The following is a 21,175-nucleotide window of genomic DNA, read 5'->3' as shown; positions in this document are numbered from 1 at the left end:
ATCCCGTGTAGAGGTGTGTAGGAGCTGTCGAGTGAAACGAGGCTGCGATCTTTTCGAGGCTGCGATCTTTTAACAAAATGCCCTAGTTGAACTCGTCACCCACCGGATACCGGCTCGCATTCAAGCTCTCTTTGATCTTGCGCAGATGCGGCTGGAAATCCACGCCGCGGCGCAATGTCATGCCGGTTGCCAGCACATCCAGTACGGTCAACTGAATGATCCGTGACGTCATCGGCATATAGATGTCCGTGTCTTCCGGCAGCGGAATGTTCAGGCTCAGGGTGCTGGCCTTGGCCAATGGCGATCCCTCCGCCGTCAGACCCAATACCGAAGCGCCGTTTTCCCGGGCGATGCGTGCCACTTCCACCAGCTCGCGAGTGCGGCCAGTGTAGGAAATGATCACAAACAACTCACCGGTGTGCGCCACGGACGCAATCATGCGCTGCATCAGCACGTCGGCATGGGCGGTGACAGCCAGGTTGAAACGGAAGAACTTGTGCTGCGCATCGAGTGCCACCGGGGCCGAGGCGCCGAGGCCGAAGAAGTGGATTTGCCGGGCCTGAATCAACAGGTCGACGGCGCGACTGATCAAGTTCGGGTCCAGGGCCTGCAACGCGCTGTCCAGAGAGGCGATGGCACTGCCGAAGATCTTCTTGGTATAGGCCTCTGGATTATCATCCGCCTCGACTGCGCGGCTGACGTACGCCGCGCCGCTGGCCAGGCTCTGGGCCAATTGAAGCTTGAGTTCGGGGTAGCCGCTGACACCGAACGAACGGCAGAAACGGTTGACCGTCGGCTCGCTGACCTTTGAGGCCTGGGCGAGGGCGGCGATGCTGAAGCGGGTGGCCTGCTGTGGATTGAGCAGAATCACTTCGGCAACTTTGCGTTCGGCCTTGTTCAGGTCTTCAAGGCGATTCTGGATCTGCTCCAGTAAATTTCGCACGCGGTCCATATTGATTCCTTAGCTCCGCAAACAAGAGAGCAATGCAAATTAGGGCCCCGGCTATGCAAATTGGGACTTTGATCGGGCCGGTCACGGTGGCCTATCCTACTGATGGCTCCGACCGACCACCACTCGGAATCCACATTTTGCGAAAATGTTGTGGTTATTACTACATTTTCTCTTGAGCGATACCTTAAAAAAAGGTATTTGTAGCTTAACTTGATAAAAGAACAAACATCATGCCTTCGATTACGGTTGAACCGTGCACCTTTGCCTTGTTCGGCGCCCTCGGCGATCTGGCCTTGCGCAAGCTGTTTCCAGCGCTCTATCAGCTCGATGGCGCAGGCCTGTTGCACGAGGACACACGCATTATCGCCCTGGCCCGTGAGCCCGGCAGCGAGCAGGAGCACCTGGCGCTCATCGCCACCGAACTGCGCCGATATGTCGGTGCCGCAGAGCTGGACGAAACCGTCGTCGAACGCTTCCTTGCCCGTTTGAGCTACTTGCACGTCGACTTCCTCAAGGCTGACGATTACGTCGCCCTGGCCGAACAGGCCGGCACCGCGCAACGAGTGATTGCTTATTTCGCCACGCCGGCCGCTGTCTATGGCGCGATCTGCGAGAACCTGGCAAGGGTCGGCCTGGCCGAAAACACCCGCGTCGTGCTGGAAAAGCCCATTGGCTCGGACCTGGAATCCTCGCGCAAGGTCAACGACGCCGTGGCGCAGTTCTTCCCGGAGAACCGCACCTACCGCATCGACCACTACCTGGGCAAAGAAACGGTCCAGAACCTCATCGCCCTGCGCTTCGCCAACAGCCTGTTCGAAACCCAGTGGAACCAGAACTACATCTCCCACGTGGAAATCACCGTGGCCGAAAAGGTGGGAATCGAGGGTCGCTGGGGTTATTTCGACAAGGCCGGTCAGCTGCGGGACATGATCCAGAACCACCTGTTGCAGCTGCTCTGCCTGATCGCCATGGACCCGCCGGCCGACCTGTCCGCCGACAGCATCCGCGATGAGAAAGTCAAAGTGCTCAAGGCGCTGGCGCCGATCAGTCCGGAAGGCCTGACCACTCAGGTAGTGCGCGGTCAGTACATCGCCGGCTACAGCGAAGGCAAACCGGTACCGGGCTATCTGGAAGAACCGAATTCCAACACCCAGAGCGACACCGAAACGTTCGTCGCGCTGCGTGCCGATATCCGCAACTGGCGATGGGCCGGTGTGCCGTTTTACCTGCGCACGGGCAAGCGTATGCCGCAAAAGCTCTCGCAGATCGTCATCCACTTCAAGGAACCGTCCCACTACATCTTCGCCCCGGAACAGCGCCTGCAGATCAGCAACAAACTGATCATCCGCCTGCAACCGGACGAAGGTATTTCCTTGCGTGTGATGACCAAAGAACAAGGCCTGGACAAGGGCATGCAGCTGCGCAGCGGTCCGTTGCAGCTGAATTTTTCCGACACCTATCGCAGCGCGCGGATCCCCGATGCCTACGAGCGGTTATTGCTGGAAGTGATGCGCGGCAATCAGAACCTGTTTGTCCGTAAAGATGAAATCGAAGCCGCGTGGAAGTGGTGCGACCAGTTGATCGCCGGGTGGAAAAAATCCGGTGATGCGCCCAAGCCGTACGCGGCCGGGTCCTGGGGACCGATGAGTTCCATTGCACTGATCACGCGGGATGGGAGGTCGTGGTATGGCGATATCTAAATTGAAACTGCCTCAGGGCGTCAGCGCTCATGAGTTCAAGAGCCCGGTGTTGCTGGCTGAAGGCCTGGCACTGACCGTCGCCAGGCAGCTGAGCGAAGCCATCGATGCCACTGGCACCGCCACATTGGTGGTCTCGGGTGGGCGCAGCCCGGTGGCGTTTTTCCAGCACCTGGCCAAACAGCAACTGGACTGGTCCAAGGTTGTAGTGACCCTGGCCGACGAGCGCTGGGTGCCGGTGGAACATGCCGACAGTAATGCCGGTTTGCTCAAGCGTTATCTGTTGCAAGGACCGGCGGCGAAGGCGAAGTTTCTGAGCCTATACAGCGCCACGGCCAACCTTGAACTGGCCGCCGAGCAGGCCGATCGCTTGCTCGCCGAGCTGCCACCGATCGACGTGCTGATTCTGGGCATGGGCGACGACGGCCACACCGCCTCGCTATTCCCCAACAGCCCGAACCTGGGCGACGCACTGAAAGTCGACGGCACACGTCGTTGCTATCCGATGCTGGCGCCGACTGTTCCGCATCAACGCCTGACCATGAGTCGTGCATTGCTGGCTTCGGCCAAGAACACTGTTCTATCGATTTCCGGTCAGTCCAAGCTGACCACCCTCAGTGCCGCATTGGCCGGTGACGATGTCGCCGCCATGCCGATTCGCGCGTTTCTGCAACCTACGTTAGAGATTTACTGGTGCCCATGAGCCAAGGATCAGCCGCTATGAAAAACACTTCCCCGACCCTTTCCATGGCGGACAAAGTTGCCCTGATAGACAGCCTCTGCGCCAAAGCGCGGATCCTGCCGGTGATTACCATCGCTCGCGAACAGGATGTTCTGCCGCTGGCCGATGCCCTGGCTGCCGGTGGCCTGACCGCCCTGGAAGTGACCCTGCGTTCGCAGTTCGGCCTCAAAGCCATCCAGATTCTGCGCGAGCAGCGTCCGGAGCTGGTGACCGGTGCCGGTACCGTGCTGGATCGCAGCATGCTGGCGGCGGCCGAAGCGGCCGGTTCGCAGTTCATCGTCACGCCAGGCATCACCCGTGATTTGCTCGAAGCCAGTGTCGACAGCCCGATTCCGCTGTTGCCCGGTATCAGCAATGCCTCGGGCATCATGGAAGGCTACGGCCTGGGTTATCGCCGCTTCAAGCTGTTCCCGGCGGAAGTCAGCGGCGGTGTCGCGGCCATCAAGGCCTTGGGTGGCCCGTTCGGCGAAGTGAAATTCTGCCCGACTGGCGGCGTCAGCCCGGCCAACATCAAGAGCTACATGGCGTTGAAAAACGTGATGTGCGTGGGCGGTAGCTGGATGCTTGATCCTGAGTGGATCAAGAACGGCGACTGGGCCCGCATTCAGGAATGCACCGCCGAGGCTTTGGCGCTGCTGGACTGATCGATCCCAAACACTTCGTTGTGTGTTCTACGGCTTTACGGTGCGCTTGGTCGGTGCACCGTTTTTTTTTGCCTTGAATATTGAGGCTGCCTACACGCTTTTTGTAGCAGCTGGCGAAGCCTGCGTTCGGCTGCGTAGCAGCCGTAAAACCAGAATGTAGGATTTACCTGACACACTGCGTGCACTGGATTACGACTGCTGCGCAGCCGGACGCAGGCTTCGCCAGCTGCTACAGAGGTGGTCCCCGACAGACATTAACGCAATTCATCCAGCGCCCGGACCAGCAACGCCATCTCCGCTGCCGTCGTGGTAAGGCCCGGTGTAATCCGGATACAAGGCCCGCACGCCGCGCCGGTACGCACCACCGTAAACAGGTTGTACTCATTGAGCAGCCGCTCGGCCATGACCTGCTGATCGGTGTGCCGGGTGAAGCGCATCGCGGTGATGCCGCAGTACAGGCGGGGATCATCCGGGGTCATGACTTCGATACCGGGCAGGTCGCGCACGGCCTTCACCCACTGGTTGCGCAGGTAATTCAACCGCGACCCCTTCGCCGGGGAACCGCCCATGGACTGGTGCTCTTCGAACACCAGCGGCAGTGTCATCAGTGCGGGGATGTTGGGCGTGCTGTAGGACGTACGTGCGCGAATATCGTTGATCGGGAAATGCATCTCGCCCATGTCCGGGTCGATATCGGCCAGACGCTGCTCGGCGATGTACATAAAGCCCAGCGTCAGCGGCGCACCGATCCATTTGTGCAGGTTGAAGCCCGCGAAGGCGATACCCAGCGCTTCGAGATCGAACGCAATCTGCCCGAGTGCATGAGCGCCATCGAGGATCACGTCGATCCCGTGTTCCTTGGCTGCGGCGGCAATGGCCTGTACAGGCATGACCAGACCGGTGCGATGGGTGACGTGCGTCAGGGCCATCAGTTTAAGTCTTGGATGGCGCGCGAACGCCTCGCGATAGCTGGCCAGTAGATTGTCAAAGGTGGCCGGGTGAGGGTGGTCAATCTCGATGACTTCAACACCGCGATGGCGCGCCAGCCAACGCATGGCGCCTTTGACGGTGTCGTATTCCAGGTCGCTGATCAGAACCTGATCACCCGGCTGCAGGCGGTTGTAGTTGCGGATCAGCGACTGCAGGCCATCTGTTGCGTTACGAGTAAGGGCGATGGTCTGCGCGCGCACACCCACCATCTCGGCAAGCTGGGCGCGAATGTCCAGGCTCTCGCCCTGTTCAAACCGCCGACGCACGTGCACCGAGTTGCTGCGATTGATCAACTCGATGTTGCGCTGATACTCCTCGACGACCGTGCGCGACATGCGACCGAAGTAACCGTTTTCCAGGTTTATCGGGCCAGGTTCGACAGCGTAGCGGTCGGCAAAGGTTTGCCAGAATGCTTCATCACGGGCGCGCAGCGTGTTATCGGGCATGGGCTTCTCGATAGGGCGGTGGTCAGGGTTGCCAGATCAGTGGCGCGGAGCGGGTCTGCCGTGTTTGGCGCGCAGCGGTTCGAGCAGGTCCGATAGACCGTTGTGATCGATTTCCTGCATCAAGGCCAGCAAACCGCCCAATTCTCCGTGAGGAAAACCTTCACGTGCGAACCAGCTCAGGTATTGGCCGGGCAGGTCGGCAATGATTCGGCCTTTGTATTTGCCGAAGGGCATTTCGCGGGTAACCAACAGTTCGAGCTTTTCCGGGTTCATCGATAGGTCGTCTTGATTCAGTCAGTCTGGAAAATACAGGCATTCTGCATGCAGGCCAAATGACAGATCATGCAAAACAAGCGGATACCGATTTATTGTTAAAAGATAAGTTATTGATAAATAACGAATAATTTATCAATCCAAAGCTGGCATGCAGGGTGCAATAGCTATTGCATCTTTCATCAACCCGCAAGGAATTGAAAAATGACCGACATGAATAAAGAAGCCATCTCTGTACTCAACGACCTGATCGAAACCTGCAAAGACGGTCAGGAAGGGTTCAAGACTTGCGCCGAAGACATCAAGCACCCAGAACTCAAAACCCTCTTCGTGACTCGTTCTGCCGATTGTGCAACCGCTGCTGCTGAACTGCAGTCTGCCGTGCGTTCGATGGGTGGCGATCCGGAAACCTCTACCAGTGTGAGTGGTGACCTGCACCGCCGTTGGGTAGACGTGAAGTCGATGTTCACCGGCAAGGATGAAGAAGCCGTGTTGAACGAAGCCGAGCGCGGGGAAGACCATGCACTGAAGGCTTACAAAGAAGCCATCGAAAAAATCAACAAGCACAACCTGGTCGGTATTCGTGATCTGGTTGAACGTCAGTACCACGGCGTGCAACGCAATCATGACCAGGTGAAAGCCCTGCGTAATCAGGCTCGCGCCCGTTCGTAAGCGCCTTGCCGATACAGCTGTAACTGTGGCGAGGGAGCCTGCTCCCGCTGGACTGCGCAGCAGTCCCTCTTTTGGAGGGGCGCTTCGCGACCCGGCGGGAGCAAGCTCCCTCGCCACACATGCTTGTTCACTTTAAAACTTCTTGAAAGGCTTTAACGGTATCAGCCGATGCTGATGGCCGGCAGGGTAGGTAGCGTCACTGTCTGCTGTTTGCGCGGTGCCAGAATCTCAGCTTCGCCATCCACTACCAACTCATCACGCTGGTTGAAAACGCGGGTCGCAATGCGCACACGAAACTTCGGCAGTTTCTCGAGGATTTCCAGGCGCACGGTCAGCGTGTCGCCAATTTTCACCGGCTTTTGAAAGCTCATCTGCTGGCCGATATAGATAGTGCCTGGCCCAGGCAGCTCACAGGCCACGGCGGCACTGATCAGCGCACCGCTGAACATACCGTGGGCGATACGCTCCTTGAACATCGTGCCTGCGGCGAATTCGGCGTCCAGATGGACCGGGTTATGGTCGCCAGACATGGCGGCGAACAGCTGGATATCGCGCTCTTCGACCAATTTGCTGTAGCTGGCAGTCTGGCCGACTTCGAGCGCTTCGTACGGGGTGTTGGTAACCTGGGTCATCTGTTTCAATTCCTGTCACGAATAAATAAATGTACAAAAAACTATTCCGACCTCAGTGGCCGGCGGTGCGCCAATGCCAGCGCGATCCAGTTCAACACGTCGTTGATCACTTCATCGCGGTTGCTCTCGTTAAACAGTTCATGCCGAGCCTGTGGGTAGATCGTCAGCTGCAGATTCTGGCTGCCGGCCTCGCGCAGTGCGTTAGCCAGATCTTTCAGACGCTTACCTTCGCTCACCGGATCACATTCGCCGCCAATCACTAACAGCGGCAGGCCCGGATCAATTTGCGTGAGATTGGACGCTTTGCTGATTTGCTGCAAGCCGCCGAGCAAATCGATCCACAGTTGGTTGGTGCAACGAAAGCCGCAAAGCGGATCGGCGGCATACAGATCGACCTCAGCCGGATCACGACTGAGCCAGTCGAACGGCGTACGCACGGGTTTGAAGGGTTTGTTGAACGAACCGAATGTCAGCCATTCAATCAGCGCGCTGCGCCCCTTCGGCCCCTGCCGCAGGCGTTCGAGACGAGCAATTTGCCGCGCAGCACGATAAAGCGCCAAGGGCTGGAAATTTGAACCGCTAAGGATTGCGCCATGCAGGCTGGCACTGTGATGCAGCAGATAGGCCTGGGCGATGTAGCTGCCCATGCTGTGGCCGAGCAATACGATCGGTACGCCTGCATGCTGTTGGCCGATGTGCTGGTTAAGGCTGGCGAGATCTCCAACTACCTTGCACCAACCGTCGTCGTCGGCGAAGAAACCGAGCGTCCCGTTTTCGGCAGTTTTGCCATGTCCACGCAGGTCCGGGGCGTAGACGCCGTAGCCCTGATCGCAGAGTTTTTGCGCCAGACGGGCGTAGCGACCACTGTGTTCCGCCATGCCGTGTGCCAGCAGGATGACTGCTTTCAACGGGGCAGCGGGCAGCCACTGATTGACGTAAAGGCGGCTGCGGTCACTCGCGGTCAGCCAGAAAGTGTCGTGGATCATGGCGATTCCTTTGCTATGGGGCTGCCAGGTGGAAAACAGCTCCGATGCATTGTATAGCGCATCGCGCGCTTGCCGTCTGATCAGGCTGATCAGGCCGGACCACGGAATCAAGATTCACACGGTCAATGAGAGTCGCTCGCGTATTTGCCTGATAGGCCATAACTGCTAGTGTCCGTGAAGCTCCGCCTTCTGCCTTTTGTTTTACAAATGACAGAACAGCGGCCCGGATAGGTTCAGGTAAAGAGGACAAGAACAATGCAACCTGATTTCTGGAATGACAAACGCCCGGCCGGCGTGCCCCTCGACATTGATCTGGGTGCCTACAAGTCGGTGATCGAGGTGTTCGAGCGTTCCTGCAAGAAATTTGCTGACCGCCCGGCATTCAGCAACATGGGCGTGACCCTGACCTACGCCGAACTGGAACGCTACAGCGCCGCGTTCGCCGGCTACCTGCAAGCCCACACCGACCTGGTGCCGGGCGATCGCATTGCGGTGCAGATGCCCAACGTTCTGCAATACCCGATTGCCGTGTTCGGCGCTTTGCGCGCCGGCCTCATCGTGGTCAACACCAACCCGCTGTACACCGCGCGGGAGATGCGTCATCAGTTCAAGGATTCCGGTGCCCGGGCGCTGGTCTACCTGAACATGTTCGGACAGAAGGTCCAGGAAGTGCTGCCGGACACCGACATCCAGTACCTGATCGAAGCGAAGATGGGCGACATGTTGCCCGCCGCCAAGGGCTGGTTGATCAACACCGTGGTCAGCAAGGTCAAGAAAATGGTCCCGGCCTATTCGTTGCCGCAAGCCATTTCCTTCAAGAGTGCGCTGCGCATGGGCAAAGGGCAGGGCATCAAGCCGCTGAACGCCGGCCTCGACGACATCGCCGTGCTGCAATACACCGGCGGCACGACGGGCCTTGCCAAGGGCGCCATGCTGACCCACGGCAATCTGGTGGCGAACATGCAGCAGGCGCGCGCATGTCTGGGGCAGTTTGGCACTGACGGTCAGCCGCTGTTGCGCGAAGGGCAGGAGGTGATGATTGCGCCGCTGCCGCTGTACCACATCTATGCATTCACGGCGAATTGCATGTGCATGATGGTCACCGGCAACCACAACGTGCTGATCACCAATCCCCGGGACATCAAAGGTTTCATCAAGGAGCTGCAGAACTGGCGCTTCTCGGCGCTGCTGGGGCTCAACACGCTGTTCGTCGCGCTGATGGATCACCCGGACTTCAAGACCCTGGACTTCTCCAGCCTCAAGCTGACCAACTCCGGCGGCACCGCGCTGGTCAAGGCCACTGCTGAACGCTGGGAAAAACTGACCGGTTGCCGCATCACCGAAGGCTATGGCCTGACCGAAACGTCGCCAGTCGCCTGCACCAACCCGTACGGCGACAAATCCCGCATCGGCACGGTGGGCCTGCCGGTGCCGGGCACCACGCTCAAAGTCATCAACGATGACGGCGTCGAGCAGCCTTTGGGCGAGCGTGGCGAGTTGTGCATCAAGGGCCCGCAGATCATGAAGGGCTACTGGCAGAAACCGGAGGCAACGGCCGAAGTGCTGGATACCGAGGGCTGGTTCAAGTCGGGAGACATCGCGGTGATCGATCCGGACGGATTCGTGCGCATTGTCGACCGCAAGAAAGACATGATCATCGTCTCGGGCTTCAACGTGTACCCGAACGAGATCGAAGACGTGGTGATGGCTCACCCCAAAGTTGCCAATTGCGCGGTGATCGGCGTGCCTGACGAGCGTTCGGGGGAGGCGGTGAAGTTGTTCGTGGTGGCCCGCGAATCCGGTGTCAGCCTTGAAGAGCTGAAGGCTTACTGCAAGGAAAATTTCACAGCGTACAAAGTGCCCAAGCATATTGTGTTGCGTGATTCGTTGCCGATGACGCCGGTGGGCAAGATTTTGCGGCGGGAGTTGCGAGATATCGCCTGATCGGTGAATGGCCGCGCTCTGCGCGGATCGCGGGCAAGCCACGCTCCCACAGGTTTCGCGTCGTTCACCCTTTTGTGAACAACATCGAACCTGTGGGAGCGGGCTTGCCCGCGATGCTTTTAACGAGGCCAAAGCCCTATTTCACGGGGCCTTTTACAGCGGTATAGAATTTTTGCTCTAAAACTGACTATTGTATATTCATGAGTCACTAACGTGACCGTAGAGGCCGCTTTTGGCTCTAGTCGACCCTTGGCAAAGCTGCTACTCTCGGCGCGCTTTGTGACTTCTCGGCCTTGAAAAAAGCCAGACTCACCAATAAACAAACACCAATAATAATCGCATCAAATGCGGTGATGAATTCGCGTTGCTGAGGAGTGGGCTTCCATGATCGAAGACTTCTGGAAGGATAAATACCCTGCCGGGATTGCTGCCGACATCAATCCGGACGAGTATCCGAATATTCAGGCAGTGCTCAAGCAGTCCTGCCAACGCTTCGCCGATAAACCGGCATTCAGCAACCTGGGCAAGACAATCACCTACGGTGAACTGTACGAATTGTCCGGTGCCTTTGCCGCTTACCTGCAACAGCATACCGACTTGCAGCCGGGCGATCGAATCGCCGTGCAGCTGCCCAACGTTTTACAGTACCCGGTCGCCGTCTTCGGGGCGATTCGTGCCGGGCTGATCGTGGTCAACACCAACCCGCTGTACACCGCGCGGGAAATGGAACACCAATTCAACGATTCTGGCGCCAAGGCCCTGGTTTGCCTGGCGAACATGGCGCACCTGGCCCAGACCGTGGTGCCGAAAACCGGCGTCAAGCACGTGATCGTCACCGAAGTGGCCGATCTGTTGCCGCCGCTCAAGCGCCTGCTGATCAACAGCGTCATCAAGTACGTGAAGAAGATGGTGCCGGCGTACCACTTGCCCAAAGCCGTCAAGTTCAATGACGTGCTGAGCAAGGGCCACGGCCAGCCAGTGGTTGAAGCCAACCCGGCCAGCGGCGATGTGGCGGTCCTGCAGTACACCGGCGGCACCACCGGGGTTGCGAAGGGCGCGATGCTGACCCACCGCAACCTCGTGGCGAACATGTTGCAATGCAAGGCGCTGATGGGTTCCAACCTGAACGAAGGTTGCGAGATCCTGATCACGCCTTTGCCGCTGTACCACATCTATGCCTTCACCTTTCATTGCATGGCGATGATGCTGATCGGCAACCACAACATCCTGATCAGCAACCCGCGCGACTTGCCGGCGATGGTCAAGGAACTGTCGAAGTGGAAGTTCAGCGGCTTTGTCGGCCTGAACACCTTGTTCGTTGCCCTGTGCAACAACGAAGGCTTCCGCAAGCTGGATTTCTCCGCGCTGAAAGTCACCCTGTCGGGCGGCATGGCCCTGCAATTGGCCGCCGCTGAACGCTGGAAAGCGGTCACCGGTTGCTCCATCTGCGAAGGTTACGGCATGACCGAAACCAGCCCGGTGGCGACGGTCAATCCGATCCAGCACATCCAGATCGGGACCATCGGCATTCCGGTTCCGTCGACGCTGTGCAAGATCATCAATGATGCGGGCGTCGAACAGCCGCTGGGCGAAATCGGTGAGCTGTGCGTCAAAGGTCCGCAGGTCATGAAGGGCTATTGGCAGCGCCAGGATGCCACCGACGAAATCCTCGACAGCGAAGGCTGGCTGAAAACCGGTGATATCGCGCTGATCCAGCCCGATGGCTACATGCGTATCGTCGATCGCAAGAAAGACATGATCCTGGTCTCTGGTTTCAACGTGTACCCGAACGAGCTGGAAGACGTGCTTGCGACCTTGCCAGGCGTGCTGCAGTGCGCAGCCATTGGCATCCCGGACGAGAAGTCGGGCGAGGCGATCAAGATCTTCATCGTTGCCAAACCGGGCGTGACCCTGACGAAAGAGCAGGTCATGGAGCACATGCGTGCGAACGTGACGGGCTACAAGGTCCCACGTTCCGTCGAGTTCCGCGACGCACTGCCGACCACCAACGTCGGCAAGATCCTGCGGCGTGAATTGCGGGATGAAGAACTGAAAAAAATCAACACGAAGAAAGCCACCGCGTAACCCACAAAAAACCCCGCCGATGCGGGGTTTTTTTTGTTGCGCATGTTTGTAAGTTTAGCGGCTGCAACCTGTGGCGAGGGGATTTAGCGACCGTCGCACCGCCCCGTTCGGCTGCGCAGCAGTCGTAAAACCAGCGTACGCAGCGTGCCGGGTACACCCCGGTTGCAGCTATTGGGGCTGCTTCGCAGCCCAACGGGGATAAATCCCCTCGCCACAGGGGATGTGTGGTGTTACAGGCGGAACGGCGCGAAGTTCACGTTGGTGCCCGCCGGACGCATGTCCTGCAAGTACGAATCCTTGTCCGCACTCAGTTCCAGGCTCAACGCCGCCTTGCGCTTGCCTTCATTGCGCACCACCAGCCCTTCAAGCTTTTCGCGCAGGAACACCGTCGGCACTTTCAGGTGCAGCAGTTCGTCGGTGTCCGGCGTGTGCATCAGCAGGTGCACCCATTCGTACTGACCAATGGCCAGGCGCGCTACCGGAATATCGAACCACCAGATGTTGCGGTTACGGTTCAATTCGGTGAAATGGCAGTTGTTGACGCCAAGCACAGCACCGCCGAGTTCCTGGTTTCTGCGGGCAATGGCCTGCTTTTTATCGAGTTTCATAACATTCCTACGGGATTGGATCTTCAGCGCCTGAGCCTGAATACGTTGCGCATTCTCGGGGGTTGGTCGGCAAACATAAAGCCCAACCTGCGTCGATCGATGAAATGTCCTGCTGAAAATAAATGAAACTCCCTGCAAACGCCTCCGGTCAATCTTTGTGTAACGACTTTTCTCGTTCAATTGTTCACAGGAGAAACACCATGAGCAGCACTGGCGATAAAGTAAAAGGCATGGCCAACGAAGCCGCTGGCAACGTCAAGCAAGGCGTCGGCAAGGCCACCGGCAACGACAAAATGCGTGCTGAAGGCGTCGTGCAGGAGAAAAAAGGCGAAGCTCAACAAGCGGTTGGCAAAGCCAAAGACGCGGTAAAGAAAGGTGTCGACAAGGCCTGATCCAGGCCATGACGTGCTTTACGAACGGCCATCCACGGATGGCCGTTTTTGTGTCAGCTTGAACTTGAGCACAGAAATTGTTTCAAAGTCGCCAAGTAGGCTACTTTGATGTAGAAAACGGCCCCTGAGTCGCCTCGACTTCAACCCAATTTTGCGGCGAAAGGAGACGCTAATGATTTTCCCGGACATGAAAGGTCTGCCCATCCATCGCGTGATGGTGCGCACGGTTACTGAGTTCGTTGACGACGAGATGTCGACTTACGCTTCGGCACTGGCCTATCAGATGTTGTTCTCGTTATTCCCCTTCATCCTGTTCCTGATCGCGCTGATCGGTTTCCTGCACCTGCCGGACTTTTTTTCCTGGCTGCGCCTGCAGTCGGAACTGGTGTTGCCGCCCCAGGCTCTGGAGCAGGTAAACCCGGTGATCGACCAGCTTCAGCAGTCCAAAGGCGGGTTGCTGTCGGTCGGTATCGTGATTGCGTTATGGACCGCCTCGGCCGGCGTGCGCTTGATGATGAGCGCGATGAACGCGGCCTACGATGTGGTGGAAGGTCGCCCGGTCTGGAAGCGTTTTCCCCTGTCGATCATCTACACCATTGGCATCGCCGGCATGCTGTTGGTGGCCGCTGCCTTGATGGTGTTGGGACCGCAACTCATGGGTTGGATCGCCGCGCAGGTCGGCCTCGAAGACTTCATCGTTACCTTGTGGACAATCGTCCGCTGGCCGGTGGTGGTGATTCTGCTGATGGTGGCAGTGGCGCTGATTTACTACGTCATGCCCGACGTTAAGCAGGAGTTTCGCTTCATCACGCCGGGGTCCGTGCTGGCGGTCGTGGTGTGGATTCTGGCCTCCGTGGGCTTCGGCCTGTACGTCAAGGAATTCGCCAACTACAACGCCATGTACGGCAGTATCGGTGCGATCATCGTGTTGCTGCTCTATTTCTATATTTCGGCGGCGGTACTATTGCTCGGCGCAGAAATGAATGCAGTGATCGAGCACATGTCCACCGAAGGCAAGGACCCAGGTGAGAAGGTCCCTGGCGAGCTGGACCACGAGCCTAAACAACACGTTTCCGGACTGGGTCGGGACCACTCGATCAAGTCGCCCACTGACGAAGCCATCTAATGATCCGTGAAATTCTTAAAATGGGTGATGAGCGCTTGCTGCGCATCGCCCCGCCGGTTCCGGCTGAAATGTTCGACAGCCCTGAGCTGTGGCAACTGATCGACGATATGTTCCAGACCATGGAAAGCGTTGGTGGTGTCGGCCTGGCTGCGCCGCAGATCGGCGTCGACCTGCAATTGGTGATCTTCGGTTTCGAACACAGCGAACGCTATCCGGACGCCGAAGCCGTGCCGCAGACGATTCTGATCAATCCACTGATAACTCCGCTGAGCCCGATGCTGGAAGAGGGTTTCGAAGGTTGCCTGTCGGTGCCGGGGCTGCGCGGTGCGGTGGATCGTTATCGGGATATTCGCTACGAAGGTGTCGACCCCAAGGGGCAGCCGATCCTGCGCATTGCTTCAGGCTTTCACGCACGGGTCGTGCAGCATGAGTGCGATCACCTGATCGGGCGGCTGTACCCGTCGCGCATCACGGATTTCACCCAATTCGGGTTTACCGAAGTGATGTTCCCGGAGCTTGATCCGAACGCTGACGATTAACCCAAGATTTTTGAATCCTCTGATAAATCTGTGGGAGCCGGGCTTGCCCGGCTCCCACATTTGAGCTTTGCAAGTCTTCAGAATTGCTTCAGTTTCCGGGCTTAATAAACCGCAATGTCATCCGGTAATAACGGTTTCGCACCCAGCTTAAAGAACTGCCCCTCAGCGACCGATCACACATTATCGATGGACGACCTCACCAACGGTTCTAAGCCCATGGCAATCATCGGCTTGCTGCGTGCGTAGCGGCTCAGGCGTTCAGCCATGGAATAGGGCAGTGGCGGATCAAAAGCAAATCCGCGCCGTTCGTAAAACTCACGCAAGTCCGGATGACAAAACAACCACACCGGACCTTCAGCGTCCTTGATCGCGTGGGCGATCAGCGTCGCGGCGATGCCCTGTTCGCGGCAGGCCGGATCAACGAACAACCCGGTCAACCAATGCCCGTCCGCCACCGGTCGCAGGCACAGCGCGCCGACGATCCCTTCGCGCCTGGCAACCCAGAGTTGTGCGTCGCGAACGGCTTTCATCGACGATTGATGAGCGCGATAAAACTTGTTCATCAGTGGCCACAACGGCTCGTCGAGCAAGGTGTACTGGGTGTCGGGCATAGGGTTGGTCTGTCGATACGTAAAACGGGCGATTATAAAAGAACATGCGTGCGGCGATAGGTGTATACCTGATCCCACATCCCGTATGAGTGGAGTACGTATCATGGCCAAAGGCATGGATTCAAAGAAAGCAGCGAAGAAAAAACCGGCAAAAACCGCCGATGAAAAGCGCGCGGACAAGAAGGCCAAGAAGGTGGATGTGTTCGGCCATTGATCCCGCGACAAGGGAGCCCGGCCCTCGGGCTCCTGCTGCCTGTCTAACCCACCAAATAATCTGCAAGAAAACCCTGCGCTCATGCACAGAAGGGGATTGATCCTCGATCTGAGCAACGCCATGCCTCACTACTTCGACAACGCCCACCGTGAAGAAATCGACAACCTGCGCCAACGCCTGACCGCGCGTACTGAGTGGCCGACCTGGTTGCTATTGATTGGCGTGTATGGGGGCTGGTTCGGCATCGTTCTGGCCAGTGACCGATTGGGCCTTTGGTGGAGCACGGTGCTGTTGATCCCGCTGGTGGTGCTCTGGCTTTCGGTGCAACACGAACTGCTGCACGGCCATCCGACCCGCTGGCCGACACTGAACAAAATCCTCGGCTACGCCCCCTTCGCCGTCTGGTATCCCTACACCCTGTATCGCGACAGCCATTTGTTGCATCACCGCGACGAAAACCTGACCTTGCCCGGTCGCGATCCGGAAAGCCGTTACCTGACCCGCGAGCATTGGGCCCACAGTTCTCGACTCAAACAATCCCTGCACTGGCTGAACAAAACCGTGCTTGGACGTTTCATCGTCGGCGCACCGCTGGCGTTGCTGGACCTCGCCCGGGAAGAACTGCAGCGGCTGAGAACCGGAGATCGACAAGCCTGGTTGATGTGGCTGACCCATGGCGCGCTCACCCTCCTGATGCTGGTGTTTATCGCCCGCTACAGCGTGTTGCCGGTGTGGCATTACCTGCTGCTGATCAGTGTGCCGGCGCTGTCGGTCGCGATGATCCGCTCGTACTACGAGCACCGTCCTCATGCCGCCCCCGAGCAACGTACCGTGATCAACGAAGCCGCCTGGCCATGGCGCTGGCTGTTCCTGAACCTCAATCTGCATCTGGTGCATCACGACTTGCCAGGCCTGCCCTGGTACGACTTGCCCCGCGCCTACCACGCTCGCCGCACTCAATGGCTCGCGCGCAGTGGCGGGTTCCTGGTGCAGGGCTATGGTCAGTTGATTCGGCAGCACGGAGTCAGGGCGATAGACAGCCCGCGGCATCCATTTCATTGATTTTCATCAGCGACACCACCCCCCTGTGGGAGCGAGCTTGCTCGCGATGGGGTTGGATCAGTCAACAGGTGTGCTGGATGAGAAATAGTCATCGCGAGCAAGCTCGCTCCCACATTTGAATGTCGTTGTATTAGAGTATTTCGATGACAAACCACTTCGCTGAATTACTGATGTACGTCGCCCCCGAACCCATCCGTCAGGCCAACGAGCGCTGGCTTAAAGGGATCCTGCAGCGTTTGGGCGCCACCCGTCGCGATGCTGAAGGGCTGTCGTTGATGGACCTGTGGTTGTCCCCGGATTTGTTGCTGACCCAAACCTGCGGCTATCCGCTGATGACTGCATTGCGCGGCCAGGTTCGAGTGCTCGGTCGTCCGCGTTATGAACTGCCGGACAGCAATGGCGGCAACCATTGCAGCCTGCTGCTGGGGCGTGTCGATGATCTACGGCGTACCTTGCCAGCGTTTCGCGACAGTCGAGGCGTGATCAACGGTGAAGACTCCAACAGCGGCATGAACTTGCTGCGGCACCGCCTGGCGCCGCTGCACACCGACGGGCAATTCTTCGGCAGTGTCAGCATCAGCGGCAGCCACCGCGAGAGCCTGCGGTGGCTGCGCGAAGATCAAGCGGACCTGGCGGCAATCGACAGCGTCACATTCGCCTATCTGGCCCGCCACGCTGCGCACGAAGTGGCCGGTCTGCACGTCATTGCGCGCAGTGCAGCCAGTCCGACATTGCCCTATATCACCGCCGCGTCCATCACTGATGAGCAGGCCGAGGGACTGCGTCAGGTCATGAACACGTCGCTCCGGGAATTGCCTGATGTGGCTGAGTTGTTGGGGCTGCACGAAATTCTGCCGGCGACCGAAAGCGACTATCAGGTTGTGCTTGATTATCAGCAGGAGGCAGAGCGTTTGGGGTTTGGGCGTTTGGGTTAGGACAAGATCAAAAGATCGCAGCCTGCGGCAGCTTCTGCATTGGGATCGACGTACATCCTGAAGGAGCTGCCGCAGGCTGCGATCTTTTAATTCTTATATTCTTTAATTGAATATAAAAATGCCTTTTAAGTATTATTAATGAATAAGGCTCCTTGCTAGGATCGCGCCACCGGACAGCCGGACATTCAGCGACCCTAACCCTTGGAGCCCTTTATGTCCGGCACCGACCTTTACCATCGCAATGCCGTGGGCGGATTGTTCCGCGCCCATTACCCCTGGCTGTGCACACGGCTGCGTCAATACATGGGCCCCAGTTCCAGCGTCGAAGACATCGCCGCGGAAACCTTCACGCAGTTACTCGAATCCCCTGGCCTGACGCCGATTCGCGAGCCTCGGGCGTTACTCACAACTATTGCTCAACGCTTGGTCTACCAACTCTGGCGCCGGCGTGATCTGGAGCGCCAGCACCGTGATCAATCGCAAAATTTCGATCCCCCGTACGCGAATTCGCCTGAAGAGCTGACGCAATTAAGCCAGGCGCTGCAAGGCCTCGACCGCACCCTCGAACGTCTGCCGGGAAAGGTCCGGAAGACCTTCCTGTTGTCGCGAGTCGATGGCCTGACTTACCCGCAGATCGCTGCCGAACTGGGTATTTCCCAGCGCTCGGTCAGCGACTACATGACGCGTACCAAGGCGTTGTGTGCCCGACACAGTGCCAACCAACCCCTGAACCTGAGGTCCGCATGAGATCGATCAAAACCCTGCTCGGCAGTTCGTTGCTGGCCCTGAGCCTTTTATCAGCGCAAGCGCCTGCCGCCGAAAAAAATACGCCCATTCACTTTGGCGACATCACGTGGGAGAGCGGTAGCCTGATCACCGAAATCCTGCGATTGATTGTCGAAAAAGGCTACGGCTACCCGACTGACACCCTGCCGGGCAGCACGGTCAGCCTCGAAGCGGCATTGGCCAGGAACGACATTCAGGTGATCGGCGAGGAATGGGCCGGGCGCAGTCCGGCGTGGGTCAAGGCATCAGCCGAGGGCAAGGTGTTCGGGTTGGGCGATACGGTCAAAGGGGCGACAGAAGGGTGGTGGGTGCCGGAATACGTGATCAAGGGTGACCCCGAGCGCGGCATCAAACCACTGGCGCCGGAGCTGAAATCAGTGGCCGATCTGGCGCGCTATAAAGAGGTGTTCCGCGATCCTGAAGACCCAGGCCGTGGGCGCTTCCTCAACAGTCCGACCGGCTGGACCTCGGAGATCGTCAACAGCCAGAAGCTCAAGGCGTATGACCTGACCGACAGCTTCGTCAACTTCCGCACCGGTTCCGGCGCGGCGCTGGATGCGGAAGTGGCTTCATCGATCCGACGCGGCAAACCGGTGCTGTTTTACTACTGGTCGCCAACACCGTTGCTGGGCCGCTTCAAGTTGGTGAAGCTCGAAGAGCCACCGTTCGACGCCGAAGCCTGGAAGACCCTGGCCGATGCGAAGAACCCAAACCCAAAAGGCACGCGGTCGATGCCGGCCAGTTTGGCCATTGGTGTGTCGGCGCCGTTCAAGGCGCAGTATCCGGACCTGGTAGCCTTCTTTGAAAAGGTCGACCTGCCCATTGATCTGCTCAACCAGACCCTTGGCCAGATGAGCGAAAAACGCCAGGCACCGCGTCAGGTCGCCGAGGCCTTTTTGCGCGATCAACCGCAAATCTGGAAAGGCTGGGTGCCCGCAGACGTTGCCACTCGGGTGACCGCGAAATTGTAAGTGCTGCAGGTTGAAACAGTGCACCACAGACGCGAGCAACCCTGCTCGCGTTGTCTTTTCTGTTGATCGTTAATAGCCATTCTCATTCCCCCCGATGCCTTATCCAGCTGAATCGATTTTGTCCCGGATGCTGGCCGACTAGTGGCCTTGATTCACGATAAGGGCTGTCTATGCTGACGCTAGCCAGCAAGGAGTCTTTACGTAGAAGGAGTTACCCATGAAAACATCAGGGTTGGCCCTGTCCGGGGCTATCAAGAGAAGGATGTCTTGATAAGAGCGTTGCAGTCAGGACTCTCCGATTGAACATCATTTATCACCTGACACTTCCTTCCTTTTTGGGGGATGCGTGTGCCTGTTCCATGGAACGTTGTGGTGGATACGTTGAAAGACCGTTGAACTTTCTTCATTCAAAAGACCGCGCTTAGGGTGATACAACCATGTTTAACCTACATCACAAGTCTGATTTGCTGGAAATCGAACGCTTCAGCTGCGCATTGACTGAAGCCAACAGCAAGTTGGCTGCTATCAGCCGTTCAATGGCGATCATCGAGTTCACCCCTGAAGGCGTAGTGATAGACGCCAACGACAACTTCTGCAGCGTCATGGGTTACAGCGTTGAAGAAGTGCGCGGCAAACACCACAGGATTTTCTGCGAAGAGGCGTTTTATCGGAGCGAGGAATACGCAAAATTGTGGCGCGACCTTGCACGTGGCGAACCGGTGATCGGCACTTTTTCACGCTTGGACAAAAGGGGCAAAGAGGTCTGGCTCGAAGCCAGTTACATGCCGGTACTCGATGCCGATCGCCAGGTTAAGAGCGTGATGAAAGTGGCCTCTGACATCACCGATCGAATCAACAAGGAACACGAGAACGACAGCCTGCTCGCCGCCATCGGCCGCTCCATGGCGGTCATCGAATTCACCCCGGATGGCAAGGTCATCACGGCCAATGAAAACTTTCTGAAAACCATGCACTACTCGCTCAACGAAGTAGTGGGGCAGCACCACAGCCTGTTTTGCCATCGCAGCGAAAGTGATTCGCAAACGTATAAGGCGTTCTGGGCCTCACTCAACCGTGGCGAATATCACTCGCACCGTTTCGAGCGCAAAGACAAGTACGGTCATACGGTGTTTCTGGAAGCTTCCTACAACCCGTTGTTCGACGCCAAGGGCCGGTTGTACAAAGTGGTCAAGTTTGCCAGTGACATCACCCAACAGGTCACGACCTTGCAAACCGCCGCAGAGTCGGCCCACAGCACGTCAGTTCAAAACGATGCCTGCGCACAGAAGGGATCGCAGGTGGTGCAACAAACCGTGCAGATCATCCAGGACATTTCCCGCGATTTGAACGAAGCCGCCCTGAGTATTGATGCGGTCAGCAAGCAGTCCGACATCATCGGCACCATCGTCCAGACCATTCGCGGAATTGCCGATCAAACCAATCTGTTGGCACTCAACGCCGCCATCGAGGCGGCTCGGGCAGGCGAACACGGGCGCGGGTTTGCGGTGGTGGCCGACGAAGTCCGCAGCCTCGCGGCGCGAACCAGTCAGGCGACACTGGAGATTGTCGAGGTGGTGCGCAGGAACCACGACCTGTCGCTGAGTGCGGTCACGAGCATGCAATCGAGCTTGAGCCGTACCGGGCTTGGCGTTGAACTGGCGAACGAGGCGGGCGAGGTGATCCTGGAGATCCAACAAGGCTCGCGGCATGTGGTGGATGCGATCAGCCAGTTCAACTCGACGTTGCAGTTGAATTGAACCCCGAGACGCGAGCTATGCCCCCTGATTCCTGAACTCTGAATGCGGATTCGTGACCCCAGATTCTCAGATCCCCTGATCCCTGTAGGAGCTGTCGAGTGAAACGAGGCT

General features: G+C 57.9%; 21 protein-coding genes and 1 pseudogene. 15 read left to right on the top strand and 7 right to left on the bottom strand.

What is annotated here, in order from left to right; all coding sequences use genetic code 11:
* Positions 1 to 82: 82 nt before the first annotated feature.
* The gene (locus tag ACA063_RS22800) at positions 83 to 943 is read right to left on the bottom strand and encodes a MurR/RpiR family transcriptional regulator (protein ID WP_175649041.1); all 861 of its coding nucleotides are present in this window, start codon (positions 941 to 943) and stop codon (positions 83 to 85) included.
* 239 nt (positions 944 to 1,182) lie between these two features.
* On the opposite strand from ACA063_RS22800, the gene zwf reads away from it, so the two are divergent.
* Genes zwf through ACA063_RS22785 form a run of 3 tightly spaced genes read left to right on the top strand, consistent with a single transcriptional unit; the run spans position 1,183 to position 4,035 of the window.
* Positions 1,183 to 2,652, top strand: a complete 1,470-nt coding sequence (gene zwf, locus ACA063_RS22795) for a glucose-6-phosphate dehydrogenase (RefSeq protein ID WP_162440218.1) — start codon at positions 1,183 to 1,185, stop codon at positions 2,650 to 2,652.
* Positions 2,639 to 3,352, top strand: coding sequence for a 6-phosphogluconolactonase (gene pgl, locus ACA063_RS22790; RefSeq protein ID WP_497663467.1), 714 nt, complete (start codon positions 2,639 to 2,641; stop codon positions 3,350 to 3,352). Before zwf ends, pgl begins: the two co-directional genes overlap by 14 nt.
* 17 nt (positions 3,353 to 3,369) lie before the next feature.
* On the top strand, positions 3,370 to 4,035 hold the full coding sequence (locus tag ACA063_RS22785) for a bifunctional 4-hydroxy-2-oxoglutarate aldolase/2-dehydro-3-deoxy-phosphogluconate aldolase (protein ID WP_162440220.1): 666 nt from the start codon (positions 3,370 to 3,372) through the stop codon (positions 4,033 to 4,035).
* Positions 4,036 to 4,289: 254 nt separating this feature from the next.
* On the opposite strand, the gene ACA063_RS22780 is transcribed toward ACA063_RS22785, so the two are convergent.
* Together ACA063_RS22780 and ACA063_RS22775 are read right to left on the bottom strand one after the other, a co-directional pair.
* Positions 4,290 to 5,471 carry an aminotransferase class V-fold PLP-dependent enzyme gene (locus ACA063_RS22780; protein ID WP_497663466.1) on the bottom strand — a complete coding sequence of 394 codons (1,182 nt, stop codon included), beginning with the start codon at positions 5,469 to 5,471 and terminating at the stop codon, positions 4,290 to 4,292.
* 36 nt (positions 5,472 to 5,507) lie between these two features.
* Positions 5,508 to 5,744 carry a DUF3820 family protein gene (locus tag ACA063_RS22775; protein ID WP_497663465.1) on the bottom strand — a complete coding sequence of 79 codons (237 nt, stop codon included), beginning with the start codon at positions 5,742 to 5,744 and terminating at the stop codon, positions 5,508 to 5,510.
* Positions 5,745 to 5,948: 204 nt separating this feature from the next.
* Between ACA063_RS22775 and ACA063_RS22770 the strand changes: the two genes are divergently transcribed.
* Positions 5,949 to 6,416: a ferritin-like domain-containing protein gene (locus tag ACA063_RS22770; RefSeq protein ID WP_162440223.1), complete on the top strand. Its 468-nt coding sequence runs from the start codon at positions 5,949 to 5,951 to the stop codon at positions 6,414 to 6,416.
* A gap of 161 nt (positions 6,417 to 6,577) precedes the next feature.
* Here ACA063_RS22770 and ACA063_RS22765 read toward each other — a convergent pair whose 3' ends face one another.
* Together ACA063_RS22765 and ACA063_RS22760 are read right to left on the bottom strand one after the other, a co-directional pair.
* Positions 6,578 to 7,048: a MaoC family dehydratase gene (locus ACA063_RS22765; protein WP_162438644.1), complete on the bottom strand. Its 471-nt coding sequence runs from the start codon at positions 7,046 to 7,048 to the stop codon at positions 6,578 to 6,580.
* A 41-nt stretch (positions 7,049 to 7,089) separates the two neighbouring features.
* Complete coding sequence (locus tag ACA063_RS22760) at positions 7,090 to 8,034, bottom strand: alpha/beta hydrolase (protein ID WP_497663464.1); 945 nt, start codon at positions 8,032 to 8,034, stop codon at positions 7,090 to 7,092.
* 255 nt (positions 8,035 to 8,289) lie between these two features.
* Here ACA063_RS22760 and fadD2 point away from each other — a divergent pair, with 255 nt between their 5' ends.
* Together fadD2 and fadD1 are read left to right on the top strand one after the other, a co-directional pair.
* Positions 8,290 to 9,978, top strand: coding sequence for a long-chain-fatty-acid--CoA ligase FadD2 (gene fadD2, locus ACA063_RS22755; protein ID WP_497663463.1), 1,689 nt, complete (start codon positions 8,290 to 8,292; stop codon positions 9,976 to 9,978).
* A gap of 384 nt (positions 9,979 to 10,362) precedes the next feature.
* On the top strand, positions 10,363 to 12,063 hold the full coding sequence (gene fadD1 / locus ACA063_RS22750) for a long-chain-fatty-acid--CoA ligase FadD1 (protein WP_497663462.1): 1,701 nt from the start codon (positions 10,363 to 10,365) through the stop codon (positions 12,061 to 12,063).
* A gap of 230 nt (positions 12,064 to 12,293) precedes the next feature.
* Here the strand turns inward: fadD1 and ACA063_RS22745 are convergent, their stop codons facing one another.
* Positions 12,294 to 12,671, bottom strand: a complete 378-nt coding sequence (locus tag ACA063_RS22745; protein ID WP_109634211.1) for a hypothetical protein — start codon at positions 12,669 to 12,671, stop codon at positions 12,294 to 12,296.
* A 200-nt stretch (positions 12,672 to 12,871) separates the two neighbouring features.
* Here ACA063_RS22745 and ACA063_RS22740 point away from each other — a divergent pair, with 200 nt between their 5' ends.
* The 3 genes from ACA063_RS22740 to def all read left to right on the top strand — a co-directional run bounded on the left by ACA063_RS22740 (position 12,872) and on the right by def (position 14,728).
* On the top strand, positions 12,872 to 13,063 hold the full coding sequence (locus ACA063_RS22740) for a CsbD family protein (protein ID WP_020798093.1): 192 nt from the start codon (positions 12,872 to 12,874) through the stop codon (positions 13,061 to 13,063).
* Positions 13,064 to 13,235: 172 nt separating this feature from the next.
* The gene (locus ACA063_RS22735; RefSeq protein ID WP_497663461.1) at positions 13,236 to 14,189 is read left to right on the top strand and encodes a YihY/virulence factor BrkB family protein; all 954 of its coding nucleotides are present in this window, start codon (positions 13,236 to 13,238) and stop codon (positions 14,187 to 14,189) included.
* Entirely contained in the window at positions 14,189 to 14,728 is a 540-nt protein-coding gene (def, locus tag ACA063_RS22730; RefSeq protein ID WP_497663460.1) for a peptide deformylase, read from the top strand. Before ACA063_RS22735 ends, def begins: the two co-directional genes overlap by 1 nt.
* Before the next feature lie 173 nt (positions 14,729 to 14,901).
* Here the strand turns inward: def and ACA063_RS22725 are convergent, their stop codons facing one another.
* Positions 14,902 to 15,339, bottom strand: coding sequence for a GNAT family N-acetyltransferase (locus ACA063_RS22725; RefSeq protein ID WP_497663459.1), 438 nt, complete (start codon positions 15,337 to 15,339; stop codon positions 14,902 to 14,904).
* Between the two features lie 334 nt (positions 15,340 to 15,673).
* Here ACA063_RS22725 and ACA063_RS22720 point away from each other — a divergent pair, with 334 nt between their 5' ends.
* From ACA063_RS22720 to ACA063_RS22695, 6 genes and pseudogenes are all read left to right on the top strand, one after another.
* Positions 15,674 to 16,615 (top strand): fatty acid desaturase, encoded by a 942-nt coding sequence (locus tag ACA063_RS22720; protein WP_497666570.1) that lies wholly within the window; start codon positions 15,674 to 15,676, stop codon positions 16,613 to 16,615.
* Positions 16,616 to 16,758: 143 nt separating this feature from the next.
* Positions 16,759 to 17,550 (top strand): phosphate/phosphite/phosphonate ABC transporter substrate-binding protein, encoded by a 792-nt coding sequence (locus ACA063_RS22715; protein ID WP_497663458.1) that lies wholly within the window; start codon positions 16,759 to 16,761, stop codon positions 17,548 to 17,550.
* Positions 17,551 to 17,763: 213 nt separating this feature from the next.
* Positions 17,764 to 18,297, top strand: a complete 534-nt coding sequence (locus tag ACA063_RS22710; protein WP_497663457.1) for a sigma-70 family RNA polymerase sigma factor — start codon at positions 17,764 to 17,766, stop codon at positions 18,295 to 18,297.
* Entirely contained in the window at positions 18,294 to 19,307 is a 1,014-nt protein-coding gene (locus ACA063_RS22705; protein WP_497663456.1) for an ABC transporter substrate-binding protein, read from the top strand. Before ACA063_RS22710 ends, ACA063_RS22705 begins: the two co-directional genes overlap by 4 nt.
* A 437-nt stretch (positions 19,308 to 19,744) precedes the next feature.
* A pseudogene (locus ACA063_RS22700) lies at positions 19,745 to 20,521 on the top strand (PAS domain-containing protein); the annotation flags it as partial.
* 84 nt (positions 20,522 to 20,605) lie between these two features.
* Entirely contained in the window at positions 20,606 to 21,064 is a 459-nt protein-coding gene (locus ACA063_RS22695; RefSeq protein WP_497666569.1) for a methyl-accepting chemotaxis protein, read from the top strand.
* Positions 21,065 to 21,175: the final 111 nt, after the last annotated feature.

The organism is Pseudomonas sp. LBUM1643, assembly GCF_059716215.1.
Note: the sequence above shows the minus strand (reverse complement) of the source record. Positions and strands in the feature narration are given on the sequence as shown.

What these genes read in the sequence shown, in the direction of transcription:
- ACA063_RS22760 (WP_497663464.1), bottom strand. Translation starts at nt 8,034, where the DNA reads ATGATCCACGACACTTTCTGGCTGACCGCGAGTGACCGCAGCCGCCTT.
- ACA063_RS22715 (WP_497663458.1), top strand. Translation starts at nt 16,759, where the DNA reads ATGACAAACCACTTCGCTGAATTACTGATGTACGTCGCCCCCGAACCC.
- def (WP_497663460.1), top strand. Translation starts at nt 14,189, where the DNA reads ATGATCCGTGAAATTCTTAAAATGGGTGATGAGCGCTTGCTGCGCATC.
- ACA063_RS22770 (WP_162440223.1), top strand. Translation starts at nt 5,949, where the DNA reads ATGACCGACATGAATAAAGAAGCCATCTCTGTACTCAACGACCTGATC.
- ACA063_RS22725 (WP_497663459.1), bottom strand. Translation starts at nt 15,339, where the DNA reads ATGCCCGACACCCAGTACACCTTGCTCGACGAGCCGTTGTGGCCACTG.
- ACA063_RS22735 (WP_497663461.1), top strand. Translation starts at nt 13,236, where the DNA reads ATGATTTTCCCGGACATGAAAGGTCTGCCCATCCATCGCGTGATGGTG.
- ACA063_RS22720 (WP_497666570.1), top strand. Translation starts at nt 15,674, where the DNA reads ATGCCTCACTACTTCGACAACGCCCACCGTGAAGAAATCGACAACCTG.
- ACA063_RS22740 (WP_020798093.1), top strand. Translation starts at nt 12,872, where the DNA reads ATGAGCAGCACTGGCGATAAAGTAAAAGGCATGGCCAACGAAGCCGCT.
- ACA063_RS22775 (WP_497663465.1), bottom strand. Translation starts at nt 5,744, where the DNA reads ATGAACCCGGAAAAGCTCGAACTGTTGGTTACCCGCGAAATGCCCTTC.
- fadD1 (WP_497663462.1), top strand. Translation starts at nt 10,363, where the DNA reads ATGATCGAAGACTTCTGGAAGGATAAATACCCTGCCGGGATTGCTGCC.
- ACA063_RS22705 (WP_497663456.1), top strand. Translation starts at nt 18,294, where the DNA reads ATGAGATCGATCAAAACCCTGCTCGGCAGTTCGTTGCTGGCCCTGAGC.
- zwf (WP_162440218.1), top strand. Translation starts at nt 1,183, where the DNA reads ATGCCTTCGATTACGGTTGAACCGTGCACCTTTGCCTTGTTCGGCGCC.
- ACA063_RS22745 (WP_109634211.1), bottom strand. Translation starts at nt 12,671, where the DNA reads ATGAAACTCGATAAAAAGCAGGCCATTGCCCGCAGAAACCAGGAACTC.
- pgl (WP_497663467.1), top strand. Translation starts at nt 2,639, where the DNA reads ATGGCGATATCTAAATTGAAACTGCCTCAGGGCGTCAGCGCTCATGAG.
- ACA063_RS22710 (WP_497663457.1), top strand. Translation starts at nt 17,764, where the DNA reads ATGTCCGGCACCGACCTTTACCATCGCAATGCCGTGGGCGGATTGTTC.
- ACA063_RS22765 (WP_162438644.1), bottom strand. Translation starts at nt 7,048, where the DNA reads ATGACCCAGGTTACCAACACCCCGTACGAAGCGCTCGAAGTCGGCCAG.
- fadD2 (WP_497663463.1), top strand. Translation starts at nt 8,290, where the DNA reads ATGCAACCTGATTTCTGGAATGACAAACGCCCGGCCGGCGTGCCCCTC.
- ACA063_RS22785 (WP_162440220.1), top strand. Translation starts at nt 3,370, where the DNA reads ATGAAAAACACTTCCCCGACCCTTTCCATGGCGGACAAAGTTGCCCTG.
- ACA063_RS22780 (WP_497663466.1), bottom strand. Translation starts at nt 5,471, where the DNA reads ATGCCCGATAACACGCTGCGCGCCCGTGATGAAGCATTCTGGCAAACC.